This window comes from Spinactinospora alkalitolerans (genome assembly GCF_013408795.1).
In the GTDB taxonomy this organism is placed as follows: domain Bacteria; phylum Actinomycetota; class Actinomycetes; order Streptosporangiales; family Streptosporangiaceae; genus Spinactinospora; species Spinactinospora alkalitolerans.
The window spans coordinates 4,719,504-4,734,760 of the sequence record NZ_JACCCC010000001.1 but is presented as its reverse complement, the minus strand read 5'-3'; the positions used below and the strand labels follow the sequence as shown (position 1 = coordinate 4,734,760).

The window sequence follows — 15,257 nt, the reverse complement described above, 5'->3', positions numbered from 1 at the left end:
GAGACCTCCGCGGTCTTTCCTCCTGCGGGTTGGCCGCTAAACTAACAGGAAAGTTTCCTAATAAATAGAGAAGGAGGTGTCACGGTTATGTCTCGACGCCCGGGAACTCCTCGGTTGCTCCGACAACTCAACGATCGAGCGGCCCTGGAGTTGCTGCTGTCGTCGGGGCCACTGACGCGTACCCAACTCGGAGAGGCAACGGGGCTGTCCAAGGTGACGGCCTCCCAACTGCTCTCCCGCTTGGAAGAGCGAGAACTGGTGCACGTGGTGGGCACCCAGGCGGGTGGCCGCGGCCCCAACGCCGCGCTGTACGCGGTGGTCCCCTCCAGCGCCTACGTGGCCGCCCTGGACGTCGGGCCGAACCAGGTCACCGCCGCGATCGCCGACATCACGGGCACGATCGTCACGGAGGTCTCGATCGACCCCACGGACTCCGATGATCCGGTCGCGGTCGTGCACACCGCGGTCATGAAGCTCGTGGAGAGCGCGGGAGTGCCGCTGCGGCGGCTGACGGCCTGCGTCATCGGCACTCCGGGCGTGGTGGACCCCCGGACCGGCGACGTGCGCTTCTCCTTCGACCTGCACTCCTGGCACGAGGGCGTCCTGGAGTCGCTGCGCACCGACCTGAAGCGCTCCGTGACGATCGAGAACGACGTCAACCTCGCGGCCCTCGCCGAGCGTACGGAGGGCGTGGCCAGGGACGCCACCGACTTCGTGCTGATGTGGGTCGGCGGTGGCGGAGGCGGCGTCGGCATGGCGATCATGCTCGGCGACCGGATCCACCGGGGCCGCTCCGGCGGCGCGGGGGAGATCGGCTACCTGCCGGTCCCCGGCGCCCCGCTGCCCGACGACGTGGGGCTGCCAGGGGGGTACCAGTCACTGCGCAGCGCCTACGGCAAGCCGTCGCTGGCCCACGGCTTCCAGTCGCTCGTCGGCGCCCGGGAGATCCTGGCGCTCGGGGCCGGGCACGGACTGGACGGCGAGAACGTGGCCGGCGTGCTCACCGCGGCCCGAGAGGCCGGCCCGAAGGGCGACGCGTTCCTCCAGGAGCTCGCGGAGCGCATCGCGCGCGGCGTCGCCTCGGTCTGCGTCGTGCTGGACCCGGGCCTGGTGGTGCTCGGAGGCGAGGCCCCCCGGGCCGGGGGAGTCGACCTCGCCCGGCGCGTGGCCCGCGCCGCCGGCCGGATCGGTCCCAACGAGCCCGAGGTCAGCATCAGTGAGATCGAGGGCAACCCGGTCCTGCGCGGCGCGGTCCTCGCCGCCCTGAAGAAGGCGAGGGAGGAGGTGTTCGCCTCCACCGTGGAGTAGCGCGGGCGAACGCGGTCGGCGGCGCTACCCGCCGGCCAGACCGCGGCGCATCACGATCCTCGGCGCCACCGCGATGCCCGCGTCGATCTCCGCCTCCCACTGCGCGCGCAGCCGCGGCCCCCAGGCCGGCTCGGGGAGCTCGGCGAAGCCGCGCCGGGCGTACCAGGGGGCGTTGAAGGCCACGTCCCTGAATGTGGTCAGCGTGATCGCCCGATACCCGCGCTCCCGGGCATCGGCGCAGGCCGCCTCCAGCAGGGCCGCGCCGATGCCGCGCCTGCCGTGGTCGGGGTGCACCGCCAACTGCTCCAGATGTGCGGCACCGTCCAGCTCCGTCAGCGCGGCCAGACCCGCGACGGGGTCGCCGGCGACCAGGACCCGGTCGGCGTGGGCGAGCATCGGGCGCGGGTCGTCGAGCGGCAGCTCCAGGCCCGCGGAGGCGAACAGGGTGTCGGCCGCAGTGCTCACCTCCACCAGGCGCGGCAGGTCGGCGGGCACCATCGGCCGGACCGGGACGCGGGACTCGGACACGTGCGCGACCTCCGGAGAAGAAGACGGCGGCGTTCACGGCGATGATCGCCGCTCCGGACCGCGCTGTCGAACGGTTTTCCCCACCGGACCACCCGGACGGGACGGAGCCGCTGAGATCGTTGATGGGGGTTGGGAGCCGTGGTCGCAGTCCTCCATTCACCCCTGGTGACATGGAAGGCCGCCGTCAGCGCGCCGGCGCCGACGGTGCGAAGGGGCGCGCCGCGCCGTCGGCGCCGGCCGCCCGCCGCAGAAGGGCCGGGCACCTGCGCAGCGGGATCCCGCGCCCTTGCGCGTTGCCGGACGCTTCACGCCTGACAACAGCCCCACCAGGTCACCAGTGATCCGGCAGGGCCTGGAGACAGCCCCGCCCTCCCATCGACGGTCTGAGGTGACACCGGTCGCGGCGGCGCCGATACTGGAGGCGATGAGACTTTCGCATTTCTGGCAGCGGATGCACGAGCAGTTCGGCGAGACCTACGCCGAGAGCCTCGCGCAGGACTACGTGATCGAGGACCTCGGGTCGCGCACCGTGCGGCAGGCACTGGCCGACGGCGTGAGCGCCAAGGAGGTGTGGAGGGCCGTCTGCAATACATTCGGCCTTCCCGCGGCGGTGCGTTGAGGCGGGTCTGTCGGGTCGGCGTTGCAGTGGACCCGTTCGGCCTTCCCGCGGCGGTGCGTTGAGGCGGGTCTGTCGGGTCGGCGTTGCAGTGGACCCGTTCGGCCTCCCCGCGGCGGTGCGTTGAGGCGGGTCTGTGGGGTCGGCGTTGCAGTGGACCCGTTCGGCCTCCCCGCGGCGGTGCGTTGAGGCGGGTCTGTCGGGTCGGCGTTGCAGTGGACCCGTTCGGCCTTCCCGCGGCGGTGCGTTGAGGCGGGTCTGTGGGGTCGGCGTTGCAGTGGACCCGTTCGGCCTTCCCGCGGCGGTGCGTTGGGGCGGGTCTGTGGGGTCGGCGTTGCAGTGGACCCGTTCGGCCTCCCGGTGGCGGTGTGTTGGGGCGGGTCTGTCGGGTCGGCGTCGCGACATCGTGTGGTCGATACCGTGGAATCGAACAGAAGTTCGGGTAAGCTGGGTGGTGCACCCGGGTCGGCAGTGATGCGGTTCACGGAGAAGAACGCGAGACGCCCACCGTGGCGGAGGATTCGCCGGACCCGGTCGGGAGGACCGCCCAGCGGTTGTCCACAACGTGAGGCGAGCCGTCGCGAATTGTCACCACGGCCGCGTAGCGTCGCCCTCGACATGAAAAAGAAAGCACCGACCCAACAGGGGTTTCCCGTGGCAGCTGCTGACCGAGAGAAGGCTCTCGAAACCGCGCTCGCGCAGATCGAGCGCCAATTCGGCAAGGGGTCCGTCATGCGCCTCGGCGATGACGACCGCCCACCCATCGAGTCGATTCCCACCGGCGCCATCGCGCTGGACGTCGCACTGGGCATCGGCGGCATCCCGCGCGGCCGGGTCGTGGAGATCTACGGTCCGGAGTCCTCGGGCAAGACCACGGTCGCACTGCACGCCGTGGCCAGCGCCCAGCGGCTGGGCGGCATCGCGGCCTTCGTCGACGCCGAGCACGCGCTCGACCCCGAGTACGCCAAGAAGATCGGCGTCGACACCGACGACCTCCTGCTGTCCCAGCCCGACACCGGTGAGCAGGCGCTGGAGATCACCGACATGCTGATCCGCTCCGGCGCGGTCTCCGTCATCGTCATCGACTCCGTCGCGGCCCTGGTGCCCCGGGCCGAGATCGAGGGCGAGATGGGCGACAGCCACGTCGGTCTGCAGGCCCGTCTGATGTCGCAGGCGCTGCGCAAGATCACCAGCGCGCTGCACCAGACCGGGACGACGGCGATCTTCATCAACCAGCTCCGCGAGAAGGTCGGCGTCATGTTCGGCTCCCCCGAGACCACCACCGGTGGGCGGGCGCTGAAGTTCTACTCGTCGGTCCGGCTGGACGTCCGCCGCATCGAGACGCTGAAGGACGGCACCGACGCGGTCGGCAACCGCACCCGGGTGAAGGTCGTCAAGAACAAGGTCGCGCCGCCGTTCAAGCAGGCGGAGTTCGACATCCTCTACGGCGTGGGCATCAGCCGCGAGGGCGGCCTGATCGACCTCGGCGTGGAGCAGGGGGTCGTGCGCAAGTCCGGGGCCTGGTACACCTACGAGGGCACCCAGCTCGGCCAGGGCAAGGAGAACGCGCGCAACTTCCTGCGCGAGAACGCCGACATGGCCAACGAGATCGAGAAGAAGATCAAGGACAAGCTGGGCGTTCCCACCGGCGGCGACGACAGCGCCTCCGGCGTGGCACCGGAGGCCGAGCCCGCGGCCGCGGCCGCCAAGGACGTGCCTCCGGCGGCCCCGATCAAGCGCACCGCCAAGAGCAAGGCGGTTCCGGCCGCGGATGGCTGATCCGCGGCTCAGCGAGGACGACGGTCGAGACGCTCCTCCGGCCGGTAGTGCCGCGCGGTCGGAGGACGATCCCGAGGCCAGGGCGCGCGGCGTCTGCCTGCGGCTGCTCACCTCGGCCCCGCGCACCCGCGCCCAGCTCGCGCAGGCGCTGCGGCGTCGGGACATCCCCGAGGACGTCGCCGAATCCGTGCTGGGCAGGTTCAGCGATGCGGGGATCATCGACGACGCCGCGTTCGCCGAGGCCTGGGTCGACTCCAGGCACGCCGGTCGCGGGCTCGGCCGGCGCGCACTGGCGGCCGAACTCCGGCACCGCGGCGTCGCGGAGGAGACGGTGCGTGACGCCGTGGACGAACTCAGCCCCGAGCAGGAGGAGACCGCGGCGCGCCGTCTCGTCCGCCGCAAGCTCGCCGCCACCCGGGGCAAGGACACCGATGTGCGCGTCCGTCGGCTCATGGGCATGCTCGCCCGCAAGGGCTACTCCGCGGGCCTGGCCTACCGCCTGGTCCGGGAGGAGCTGGAGGCCGAAGGGGCCCAGGTCGAGCTTCCCGAGCCCGACCCCGACTGACCGGTCCGCGGCGGGGACACCCGGGGCGATTTTGTGACCCAGTGGTGATCCATCGCGGTCGAATGCCGCTGCGTGCCTGGTAATGGCGTATTTGCGTGGTATGCGCCGAGGGGGAACCGGCCCCTCCCGAGGCGGATCCGGTTGCCCGCGCAGGCCACCGCCCTCTAACCTCACGGCAGTGAGGAGTTAACTCCGCGCGCGACGGGTAGCCCTATCCACAGCGGACGATGTGCGCACCGACGTGCGCAGGACTGTGGCTTCTGGCAACCAACGGATGCGCGTTCGCAAGCCGGCCGCGAAACGAACGAGGAGTGGTTAGCGACCGCAGGCACGGTTGGGGGTGGGGCCATGGACGGGGCGACCGGCCCGCTGATCGTGGGAGCGCTGGCCTTCGTGGCCGTGCTCGCCGTCGCCGGCGTCCTCCTCCTGCGGACGGCCCTGGCCACCCGTGAGCGCCGTTCGCGGGCCCTCCAGGACGAACTCGCCGAGGCCCGCGCGCAGGCCGACCGCATTCGCTCCGCAGCCGAGAACGAGGCGGCGGAGAAGCTCCGGTCAGCGGAGGAACGCGTCGCCGACCAGCGTGCGGAGGCCGAGGAGGAGCAGGCCGCGGCCCGAGCCCAGTTGGCCGAGCAGCGCACGGACCTGGAACGGCGGGAGTCCCGCCTCGCCGAGCGCGAGCAGCGGCTGGACGAGGAGGTCCGCCGGCTCACCGAGGCCAGGGAGAGGGCCGAGGAGCGCTCGGAGCACCTCGACGAGCGCGAACGGGACCTCGCCCGCCTGGACGACCAGCGCCGCGCGGTGCTGGAGGCCGCCGCGGCCCTCAGCGCCGAGGAGGCGAAGGCCGAGCTCGTCGCCGAAGTGGAGAACCAGGCCAAGCGCGAGGCCGCGCTGATCGTCCGCGACATCGAGAAGGACGCCCGCAAGAACGGCGACGCCCGGGCCCGCAAGATCATCACCCTGGCCGTCCAGCGCCTGGCGACCGAGCAGACCACCGAGTCGGTGGTCTCGGTGGTGCACCTGCCCGGCGACGAGATGAAGGGCCGCATCATCGGCCGCGAGGGCCGCAACATCCGCGCCTTCGAGACGGTCACCGGGGTCAACCTCATCATCGACGACACCCCCGAGGCGGTGCTGCTGTCGTGTTTTGATCCGGTGCGCCGCGAAGTCGGCCGCCTGACCCTGGAGACGCTGGTCCTGGACGGGCGCATCCACCCGCACCGCATCGAGGAGGTCCACGAGGCCAGCCGGGCCGAGGTCGACCAGTTGTGCGTGCGCGCGGGCGAGGACGCCCTCGTCGACGTCGGCATCACCGATATACACCCCGAGCTGGTCACCCTGCTCGGCCAGTTGCGCTACCGCACCTCCTACGGCCAGAACGTGCTCAAGCACCTCGTCGAGTCCGCGCACCTGGCCGGGATGATGGCCGACGAGCTCGGGATGGACGCCCGGCTGCTGAGGCGCTGCGCTCTGCTGCACGACATCGGCAAGGCGCTGACGCACGAGGTCCAGGGCAGCCACGCGCTGATCGGCGCGGAGATCGCCCGCCGTTACGGCGAGTCCGAGGACGTGGTGCACGCGATCGAGGCGCACCACAACGAGGTGGAGGTCCGCACGGTCGAGGCCGTGCTGACCCAGGCCGCCGACGCGATCAGCGGCGGCCGCCCCGGGGCGCGCCGGGAGTCCCTGGAGGCCTACGTGGAGCGCCTCCAGCGGCTGGAGGAGATCGCCCGCGCCAACGAGGGCGTGGAGAAGGTCTTCGCGATGCAGGCCGGCCGCGAGATCCGGGTGATGGTCAGACCCGAGGCCGTGGACGACGTCCAGGCCCAGGTGATCGCGCGCGACATCGCTAAGCGGGTCGAGGAGGAGCTCACCTACCCCGGCCAGATCCGGGTGACCGTCATCCGCGAGTCCAGGGCGAGCGAGACCGCGCGCTGAAGACCGGTGTCGACGACCGCCACGTCCTCGACCGCGCCGATCGTGCGGCCGACGTGGCGGGCCCGCACCGGCATCGCGATGCCGGCCAGGCCGATGGCGACGAAGATGATCACACGCTCTCCTGCCCTGGTCGAACGGTGCGGACCGGTGTCGCCCCCGGTGGTGACCGGTGGCGGGCGACCGGGCTCCGACGCAGTCGCCGCGCAGCCGGTTCCCGGGCTCGGACTCTCCGCAGGCCGCCGGGGCCGAGCGGGAGGAAAAGAAGATCTGTGGATTCCCGGCCGGGAGGGCGCCGCGCGGGCTACCGTGTTTTTCATGTCTGAGGATTGGATTGCGGACCTGCTCGGTCCAGAGCGTTATGAGCGGGTCGCCACTCTCGCCCGCGAACGCCATGCTCCCGTTGACGAAGTCATCAGGGAGGCCATCGACAGGGGACTGTCCGCTTCGGCGGGCAGGCGCGCGGCCGCAGGAGCGCGGATCCTCGCGGCCGATCCCATGCCGGTCGGTGGTGTCGAGGAACTGCTCGTAGAACTCGATGAGTTGAGGGGACGTCGAGCGTGATCGTTCTTGACACGACGGTGCTGGTCTTCGCGGTCGGATCGGAGCATCCCCTTCGGGAACCATGCCGTCGCCTGGTCAAGGCCGTGACGGACGGTTCGATCGAGGCCACGACGACGGTAGAGGTGATCCAGGAATTCGCCTACATCCGGGCCAAGCGACGACCGAGATCCGATGCGGCTTCGCGCGCAGGAGATTACCTGACCCTGCTCTCGCCACTGCTGATGGTGGAAGAAGGCGTGCTCAGCAGCGGTCTCGCCGTCTTCGAGGCTCACGACCGGCTCGGTTCCTTCGACTCCGTGCTCGCCGCCGCGGCGCGCGCCAACGGCGCGACCGCCCTCGTCTCGGCCGACCGCGCCTTCGCGGCCTTCACCGACGTCCCGCACGTCTTCCCCGACGAGGCCGGGGTGAAGGGCCTCATCGGGGAGTGAGGGCGCACGGTCCACCCGCGCGCCGATCCGCTGCGGGCGGCTACCCCTGCTCCGCCGGCCGTTCGGCCCCTTCGGCGGGCGCGGCCCGCTCCGCCGGCTCCCCGGCCTCCCCGGAGGGCTCGACCTCGTCCACCGCCTCCTGGGCCTCCTCTGCGGGTCCGGCCTCGTCCTCCGCCTCCTCCGTTCGAGCCGGAGGCTCCGTCACCAGTTCGATCCCCGGCACACCGGGCGGGGTGAAACCGAAGACCTCGCCGTAGAAGGCCAGCTCCGCCTCCAGCGCCCGCCGACGGGAGTCCGCCTTGCGGAAGCCGTGCGATTCGCCCTCGAACTCGATGTGGGCGTGCGGGACCCCGCGCTCGGCCAGCGCCCTGCCGAACCCGCTCGCCTGCGCCGGCGGGACCACCGGGTCTTCGGACCCCTGGAGCAGCAGCACCGGCACGTCGATCTCGTCGGCGCGGTTGATCGGGGAGCGTTCGCGGTAGGTGGCCGCGTAGCCGGGCAGCGGCCCGATCAGCGAGTCCAGGTAGCGCGACTCGAAATCGTGGGTCTCCTCGGCCAGCCGCAGCAGGTCGGTGACGCCGTACAGCGAGACGCCGCAGGCGAAGGCGTCGCCGGTAAGTGCGAGCAGTGCGGTGAAGCCGCCCGCGCTGCCGCCGCGGATCGCCAGCCGCTCCGGATCGGCGGCCCCCCGCTCCACCAGCGCCCGGGCCGCGGCCGCCGCGTCCTCGACGTCGACCACGCCCCACTGCCGCTGCAGCCGCTCCCGGTAGGAGCGGCCGTACCCGGCGGACCCGCCGTAGTTGACGTCGATGATGCCGATGCCGCGGCTGGTGAAGTAGGCCTTCTCCAGGTCCAGCCGACTGTCGGCCGTGCCGGTGGGGCCGCCGTGCACCCACACCACGTAGGGGGCCGGGCCGTCGGCCGCCGCGGCCGGGTTGGCCGGCGGGTGGACGATGGCGTGCACCGTCCCGCCGTACCTGCCCGGCAGCGCCTCGGCCCGCGACTCGGGCAGGTAGCCGGCCTCCGGCAGGTCCTCCAGCGCGCGGCGCAGCGTCTCGACCGTCCCGGTGGCCGGGTCCAGTCGCACCACGCTCTGCGGCGTCCCCGCGGCGCCGGCGAGCCCCACCACGGTGCTCCCGTCGCAGTCCAGGGTCTGCCAGCCGGTCAGCGGGGTCCGGACCGGGCCGAGGTCGGCGGTCTCCGGATCGTAGACCGCCACGTCCAGGTCGGCGTGGCCGTGCAGGGCGACCAGCCGGCCGTCGTCGAGCACGCAGAAGGGCACGGTGCCCAGCCGCCACGGTGCCGGGGAGAACTCCTCCTCGGCCGGGTAGAGCGCCATGGCCGGGCCGTGCAGGCCGATCTCGTACAGGTTCCACCAGCCGGGCCAGTCGGAGACGAAGTACAGCGCCGAGTCGTCGCGCCAGCGGGGCGCCAGCACCGACTCGGTCGGTCCGCCCTTGAGCGTGTAGGCGCCGGTGACGCCGTCGCCGTCGCCGTCGACGGAGCCCACGCGCAGCTCGGTGCCGTCCCACGGCATGCGCGGGTGGCTCCAGGAGACCCACGCCAGGTGCCGGCCGTCGGGGGAGGGCGTGGGGGAGGCGAAGAAGTCGGCCCCGGTCACCAGTTCGCGAACGGCGCCGGGGTCCTCGGCCGCGCGCCCGGACAGCGGCACCGACACGATCGCGCGGCTCACGGCGGACCCGTCGCCGTCGTGGCGCTCCCGCACGCAGACGAGCCGCTTGCCGTCGGGCCACAGCGCCATGTCGGCGTAGCGCAGCGCGCACGGCCCCTCGGGCTCGGGCGTGAGCGGGCGCGGTTCCTTCGCGCCCTTCTCCAGCAGGTAGAGGCGCTGGTCGGAGAAGTCGGCGAAGACGATCCCGTAGCGGGTGATCGCCTTGTCGTCGCGCCGCGGGATCGGGAGGTAGGAACGGCCGCCGTACTCGTGGACCCGGGTGCGCGCGCTCCACGGAGCGTCCAGCAGCTCGGTGAGGGTTCCGTCACCCGCGCGGTGCATGACGGTGACGCGGCCGTCCTCGTCCGGACGCGACTCCTCCCACCAGGTCTCCTCGCCGACGACGGAGGGGTACCCCAGCCGTCGTTCTCCTCGTGCGACGTCGCTCGCGGTGATGGGCGATGGCCAGGCGCCGTAAGGGGCCGTCACGCGGTCGGTCATTTCCAAGCCCTGTGGTCGTGGATAACGGTCAGCGGACATAACGACCTTAGTGGTCCACCGGTACCGCCGGTGATGAGCCGCGGCGGTGCGGCGGGGCCTCCGGTCGCCGCACACGGGGCCGAATGCGCGATCCCCGCCCCGGAGCGACGGCTCCGGAACGGGGATGCGGTCAAAGGGGCGTCAGGCGGGGCGGTCCGGATCGGACCTGTCGGGTCCGTCCGGTCTCTCCCGCCGGTCCGGCTCGTGCAGTTCGACGGTGCCGATGTTGCCCGACGCGGTGACGCCCGCGACGGCCTCTTCGGTCATGGCGGCCTCACCGATGTGGGCGGAGGCCCGGCCGCGCCGGGCGTTGCGCCGCTCCAGCCAGATGGCCACCCGGCTCAGCGAGATGTTGATGACGATGTAGATGATCGCGCAGACGATGGCCGCGGGGATCACGCTGTTGAAGCGGGTGCCGATGAGCGAGAAGTTCCGCAGCAGCTCGGGGAAGGACACGATGTAGCCGAGGGCCGAGTCCTTGAGCAGCACCACGAGCTGGGCCACGATCGCCGGCATCATGCTGGTGACCGCCTGCGGCACCAGGATCAGCGACATCACCTTGCGCTTGTTCATGCCCAGCGAGTAGGCGGCCTCCGACTGCCCCTTGGGAACCGCGTTGATGCCGGCGCGGAACACCTCGGCGAGCACCGAGCCGTTGTAGAGCGTCAGGCCGACGACGACGGCCATGAGCGGCTCCACCCGGAAGGAGCTGGCGGGCAGCCCGGTGAGCTGGTTGATCGCCAGCGGAAGCGCGAGGAGGAAGAAGATCATCATCAGCAGCGGGATGCCGCGGAAGAACTCCACCACGGCGCCGCACGGCACCCGGATCCACCAGTGCTCCGAGAGCCTGCCGATGCCGAACACCAGCCCGAAGACGATCGCGAGGACGGCGGCCTGCAGCGCAGCCGACAGCGTGTTGAGCATGCCGGGGACGACGTAGGCGGTCCAGGTCTCGGGCCGCAGGAACGGCTCCCACTTGGCGGCGTCCCACTGGCCCTGCTCGTCGAGCTGCAGGTACACCCAGAGCAGCGCCGCCGCGAAGACGATCAGGGTCACGACGGTGTAGACGCCCTGCCGGGCCTTGGCCTTGGGCCCGGGCGCGTCGAAGAGCCTGCTGGTCTCGTTCTGCTGCGCGAGCTTCATCGGGCCACCGCCAATCGCCTGCTCATCCAGCCGAAGAGGTAGCCCATGGGCAGGGTGAGGATGAGGAAGCCGATCGCGAACCCGACGAACGTCGGGATGACCGGCACCACGCCCTGGTCGAACATCAGCTTCATCTCCCGGGACGCCTCCTGCACGCCGAGTCCGGCCACGGAGGCGACCGTCGTGTTCTTCGTGAGCGCGATGAGGACGCTGCCGAGCGGTCCGATGGTGGAGCGCAGCGCCTGGGGCAGCACGATCAGCCGAAGGTTCTGGGTGAAGGTGAGGCCGAGCGAGCGCGCCGCCTCGACCTGCCCGAACGGGACCGTGTTGACGCCCGAGCGCAGCGCCTCGGACACGAAGCAGGCGGTGTAGGCGGACAGGCCGAGCACCGCGAGCCAGTAGACGTTCCAGGCCACGGTCTCGCTGAAGGTGAGGCCGAGCGAGCTGTTGAGACCGAGGCCGCAGAACAGCAGCACGAGGGTGAGCGGGGTGTTGCGGACGACCTCGACGTAGCCGGTGGCGATCACGCGCATGAACGGCACGGGGGAGACCCGCATCGACGTGAGGATCACGCCGAGGACGAACGAGAACACCGCGCTGATCACCGTCAGTCGGACGGTCCAGGAGAAGCCGCCGATGACGGAGTCGATATTGCCGAGAAAAGCTTCCATGGAATCCAGCCGGTCATGCGCTGCGCCGGCGGGCCGCTGCCGTGGCCCGCCGGCGTCGTACGCGTGTTGTCAGATGGCCTGCGGCCTAGGCGCAGCCGTCGAGTTCCGGCTGCTCGGTGGCGTAATCCAGACCGGTCGGGCCGAAGTGCTCCTCGAGGAGCTCGGCGGCGGTGCCGTCCTCCCACATCTTGGTGATGGCGGCGTTGACGTCCTCGCACATGTCGCTGTCCTTGGGCAGGCCGACGCCGTAGCGCTCCTCCTGGAACGGCTCGTTCAGCAGGCGGAACTCGCCCTCCTGCTGGGAGGAGAAGCCGGCGAGGATGACGTTGTCGGTGGTCACCGCGTCGACCGTGCCGTTGGTCAGCAACTGCATGCACTCGGAGTAGTTGCCGGCCTCGCGCAGCTGAGCGTCGATCTCCATCGTCTCGGTGATGGTGAACGCGGAGCGCGACCCCGAGGCCGAGCACAGGGTCTTGCCTGCGAGGTCCTCGGGCGTGTTGATGCTGTCGTCGTCGGCGGCGACGAGGATGTCCTGCTGGGCGACGTAGTAGGGGCCGCCGAAGCTGACGACCTCCTTGCGCTCGTCGGTGATCGAGTAGGTCGCGAAGATCATGTCGACCGTGCCCTGCTGGAGGTAGGTCTCGCGGTTGGCCGAGGCGGCCTCGGTCCACTCGATCTGGTCCTCCTCGTAGCCGAGCTCGGCGGCGACGTACTCGGCGACGTCGACGTCGAAGCCGACCGGCTCCTGCCCTTCGAGCAGACCGAGGCCGGGCTGGTCGTACTTGGTGCCGATGGTGATCGTGTCACCGCCGCCCTCGCCTCCTCCTCCGCCGCCCTCTCCGGCGGTGGGGCCGCAGGCGGTGACGGCGAGCGCCAGCGCGGCCACCCCGGCGAGTGCGGTACTGATGCGACGAACTCGCATGATGGTTACCTCTTCCTGTGAATGCTCCGCCGGCGGTGGCGCGGGGAGTCGGGGGTGTCTGGAGTGCGGGGGATCGCCCGACTAGTGGCTCAAGATCTTGGACAGGAAGTCGCGGGCCCGCTCCGAGCGGGGATTGGTGAAGAACTCATCGGGGGAGCTCTCCTCGACGATCTGGCCGTCGGCCATGAAGACCACGCGGTTGGCCGCCCGACGGGCGAAGCCCATCTCGTGGGTGACCACGACCATCGTCATGCCCTCCTTGGCGAGGTCGGTCATGACGTCGAGCACCTCCTGCACCATTTCGGGGTCCAGGGCGGAGGTCGGCTCGTCGAACATGATGACCTTGGGGTTCATCGCCAGGGCCCGGGCGATCGCCACCCGCTGCTGCTGACCGCCGGAGAGCTGGGCGGGGTACTTGCCCGCCTGGTCGGCGATGCGCACCCGCGTGAGCAGTTCCATTCCGCGCTGCTCGGCATCGGCCTTGGACTTCTTCAGCACCTTCATGGGGCCCAGCGTCACGTTCTGCAGCACGGTCTTGTGCGCGAACAGGTTGAAGGACTGGAACACCATGCCGACGTCGCTGCGGAGCCTGGCGAGGCCGCGCCCCTCCTTCGGCAGGAGCTGCCCGTCGATGCTGATCGTTCCGCCGTCGATGGTCTCCAGCCGGTTGATGGTGCGGCACAGCGTGGACTTGCCGGATCCGGACGGGCCGATGACGACGACGACCTCGCCGGGTTGGACGGAGAGGTCGATGTCGCGGAGCACGTGGAGGTCGCCGAAGTGCTTGTTGACGTTCTCCAGCACGACGAGAGGAGTTGCGGTCATGAGGCGGAAACTAGTCGGCCGGGAGTGCGCTTGTCACCATCGCGGACCCCCTTGGAGAAGGGAGTAGCAGACTTGTTACGGCGAAATCTGTACAAACGTTATTAAATCAGAGGATTAGGTGGCTGTGTTGGTGACCGAGTGCGGTCGGCTTTAGGGTGGTCCGTCCTCCCGCGCCCGGGGACGGGCGAACGGGCGGTCGGCCCCGGCGTGCGCATCCCCTAGCCTGGAGTGGTGAGCCAGAGTCGTACCTATGAAGTGCGGACCTACGGCTGCCAGATGAACGTCCACGACTCCGAGCGCCTGTCCGGCCTGCTGGAGGACGCGGGGTACCAGCGCGCAGCCGAGGACGCCACGCCAGATGTCGTCGTGTTCAACACGTGCGCGGTGCGTGAGAACGCGGACAACCGCCTGTACGGCAACCTCGGGCACCTGCGCCCGGTGAAGGACTCCCACCCGGGCATGCAGATCGCCGTCGGGGGCTGCCTGGCCCAGAAGGACCGCGGCGAGATCGTGCGCCGCGCCCCGTGGGTCGACATCGTCTTCGGCACCCACAACATCGGGTCGCTGCCGACCCTGCTGGAGCGCTCCCGCGTGCAGCGCGAGGCCCAGGTGGAGATCCAGGAGTCGCTGGAGACGTTCCCCTCGACCCTGCCCACCCGGCGCGAGTCCGCCTACGCCGCCTGGGTGTCGATCTCCGTGGGCTGCAACAACACCTGCACCTTCTGCATCGTGCCGGCGCTGCGCGGCAAGGAGAAGGACCGCCGCCCCGGCGACGTGCTGGCCGAGATCCGGGCGCTGGTCGCCGAGGGCGCGATCGAGGTCACGCTGCTCGGGCAGAACGTCAACGCCTACGGCTCGGAGTTCGGCGACCGAGAGGCGTTCTCCAAGCTGCTGCGCGCCTGCGGCGAGATCGAGGGCCTGGAGCGGGTCCGGTTCACCTCCCCGCACCCCCGCGACTTCACCGACGACGTGATCGCGGCGATGGCCGAGACCCCCAACGTCATGCCGCAGCTCCACATGCCGCTGCAGTCCGGCTCCAGCCGGGTGCTCAAGGCGATGCGCCGCTCCTACCGGCAGGAGCGCTTCCTCGGCATCGTGGACAAGGTCCGCGCCGCCATGCCCGATGCCGCGATCACCACCGACATCATCGTGGGCTTCCCCGGCGAGACCGAGGAGGACTTCGCCGAGACACTGCACGTGGTGCGCGAGGCGCGCTTCGCCCAGGCCTACACCTTCCAGTACTCCAAGCGCCCCGGCACGCCTGCGGCGACCATGGAGGGCCAGCTCCCCAAGGAGGTCGTGCAGGAGCGCTACGAGCGCCTCGTCGAACTGCAGAACGCCATCTCCTGGGAGGAGAACAAGAAGCTCGTCGGCCGCGAGGTCGAGGTGCTGGTGGCAGAGGGCGAGGGGCGCAAGGACGGCGACCGCCGCCGGATGTCGGGCCGCGCGCCCGACAACCGCCTGGTGCACTTCGGGGTGGACGACGAGGCCCTGGCCTCCCTGCGCCCCGGAGACACGGCCGCGGTCGAGGTCACCTACGCCGCGCCGCACCACCTGGTGGCCGACTCCGGCGTGCGCCGCGTGCGGCGCACCCGCGCCGGCGACGCCTGGGCCGTGCGCAACGGCCGGGAGCCCCAGGCCCCGGGCGTCCTGCTGGGCATGCCCAAGGTCGGCGCACCCGCGCCGGAGCCCGCCGCCGCGGCGGGCGGCTGCTGCGACGCCTGAGACGCGACGACGGCGACCCGGGCGCTCCCGGGCCGCCGC

15 protein-coding genes are annotated in these 15,257 nt (G+C 71.0%); 8 read left to right on the top strand and 7 right to left on the bottom strand.

What is annotated here, in order from left to right:
• Positions 1-87: 87 nt before the first annotated feature.
• Positions 88-1,308 carry an ROK family transcriptional regulator gene (locus HDA32_RS20995; RefSeq protein WP_179644840.1) on the top strand — a complete coding sequence of 407 codons (1,221 nt, stop codon included), beginning with the start codon at positions 88-90 and terminating at the stop codon, positions 1,306-1,308.
• 24 nt (positions 1,309-1,332) lie between these two features.
• Here the strand turns inward: HDA32_RS20995 and HDA32_RS20990 are convergent, their stop codons facing one another.
• A complete protein-coding gene (locus HDA32_RS20990; RefSeq protein WP_179646842.1) occupies positions 1,333-1,806 on the bottom strand; it encodes a GNAT family N-acetyltransferase in 474 nt (157 codons plus the stop codon).
• Positions 1,807-2,260: 454 nt separating this feature from the next.
• On the opposite strand from HDA32_RS20990, the gene HDA32_RS20985 reads away from it, so the two are divergent.
• From HDA32_RS20985 to rny, 4 genes are all read left to right on the top strand, one after another.
• Complete coding sequence (locus HDA32_RS20985; RefSeq protein WP_179644839.1) at positions 2,261-2,455, top strand: DUF3046 domain-containing protein; 195 nt, start codon at positions 2,261-2,263, stop codon at positions 2,453-2,455.
• A 651-nt stretch (positions 2,456-3,106) separates the two neighbouring features.
• Complete coding sequence (recA, locus tag HDA32_RS20980; RefSeq protein WP_179644838.1) at positions 3,107-4,231, top strand: recombinase RecA; 1,125 nt, start codon at positions 3,107-3,109, stop codon at positions 4,229-4,231.
• A complete protein-coding gene (gene recX, locus HDA32_RS20975; protein WP_246334438.1) occupies positions 4,224-4,796 on the top strand; it encodes a recombination regulator RecX in 573 nt (190 codons plus the stop codon). Before recA ends, recX begins: the two co-directional genes overlap by 8 nt.
• 348 nt (positions 4,797-5,144) lie before the next feature.
• Positions 5,145-6,731, top strand: a complete 1,587-nt coding sequence (rny, locus tag HDA32_RS20970) for a ribonuclease Y (RefSeq protein WP_179644837.1) — start codon at positions 5,145-5,147, stop codon at positions 6,729-6,731.
• On the opposite strand, the gene HDA32_RS20965 is transcribed toward rny, so the two are convergent.
• Entirely contained in the window at positions 6,668-6,844 is a 177-nt protein-coding gene (locus HDA32_RS20965; RefSeq protein WP_179644836.1) for a hypothetical protein, read from the bottom strand. The genes rny and HDA32_RS20965 overlap by 64 nt on opposite strands.
• A 202-nt stretch (positions 6,845-7,046) precedes the next feature.
• Here HDA32_RS20965 and HDA32_RS20960 point away from each other — a divergent pair, with 202 nt between their 5' ends.
• Positions 7,047-7,292, top strand: a complete 246-nt coding sequence (locus HDA32_RS20960) for an antitoxin (RefSeq protein WP_179644835.1) — start codon at positions 7,047-7,049, stop codon at positions 7,290-7,292.
• Entirely contained in the window at positions 7,289-7,720 is a 432-nt protein-coding gene (locus HDA32_RS20955) for a type II toxin-antitoxin system VapC family toxin (RefSeq protein WP_179644834.1), read from the top strand. The genes HDA32_RS20960 and HDA32_RS20955 overlap by 4 nt, the downstream gene beginning before the upstream one ends.
• Before the next feature lie 40 nt (positions 7,721-7,760).
• On the opposite strand, the gene HDA32_RS20950 is transcribed toward HDA32_RS20955, so the two are convergent.
• The 5 genes from HDA32_RS20950 to HDA32_RS20930 all read right to left on the bottom strand — a co-directional run bounded on the left by HDA32_RS20950 (position 7,761) and on the right by HDA32_RS20930 (position 13,493).
• On the bottom strand, positions 7,761-9,893 hold the full coding sequence (locus HDA32_RS20950) for a prolyl oligopeptidase family serine peptidase (RefSeq protein WP_179644833.1): 2,133 nt from the start codon (positions 9,891-9,893) through the stop codon (positions 7,761-7,763).
• A gap of 180 nt (positions 9,894-10,073) precedes the next feature.
• Entirely contained in the window at positions 10,074-11,075 is a 1,002-nt protein-coding gene (locus HDA32_RS20945; protein ID WP_179644832.1) for an amino acid ABC transporter permease, read from the bottom strand.
• Positions 11,072-11,746: an amino acid ABC transporter permease gene (locus HDA32_RS20940; protein WP_179644831.1), complete on the bottom strand. Its 675-nt coding sequence runs from the start codon at positions 11,744-11,746 to the stop codon at positions 11,072-11,074. The genes HDA32_RS20945 and HDA32_RS20940 overlap by 4 nt, the downstream gene beginning before the upstream one ends.
• An 85-nt stretch (positions 11,747-11,831) precedes the next feature.
• Positions 11,832-12,668 (bottom strand): glutamate ABC transporter substrate-binding protein, encoded by an 837-nt coding sequence (locus HDA32_RS20935; protein WP_179644830.1) that lies wholly within the window; start codon positions 12,666-12,668, stop codon positions 11,832-11,834.
• Positions 12,669-12,749: 81 nt separating this feature from the next.
• Positions 12,750-13,493: an amino acid ABC transporter ATP-binding protein gene (locus HDA32_RS20930; RefSeq protein WP_179644829.1), complete on the bottom strand. Its 744-nt coding sequence runs from the start codon at positions 13,491-13,493 to the stop codon at positions 12,750-12,752.
• Positions 13,494-13,748: 255 nt separating this feature from the next.
• Between HDA32_RS20930 and miaB the strand changes: the two genes are divergently transcribed.
• Positions 13,749-15,218, top strand: coding sequence for a tRNA (N6-isopentenyl adenosine(37)-C2)-methylthiotransferase MiaB (gene miaB, locus HDA32_RS20925; RefSeq protein ID WP_312863434.1), 1,470 nt, complete (start codon positions 13,749-13,751; stop codon positions 15,216-15,218).
• Positions 15,219-15,257: the final 39 nt, after the last annotated feature.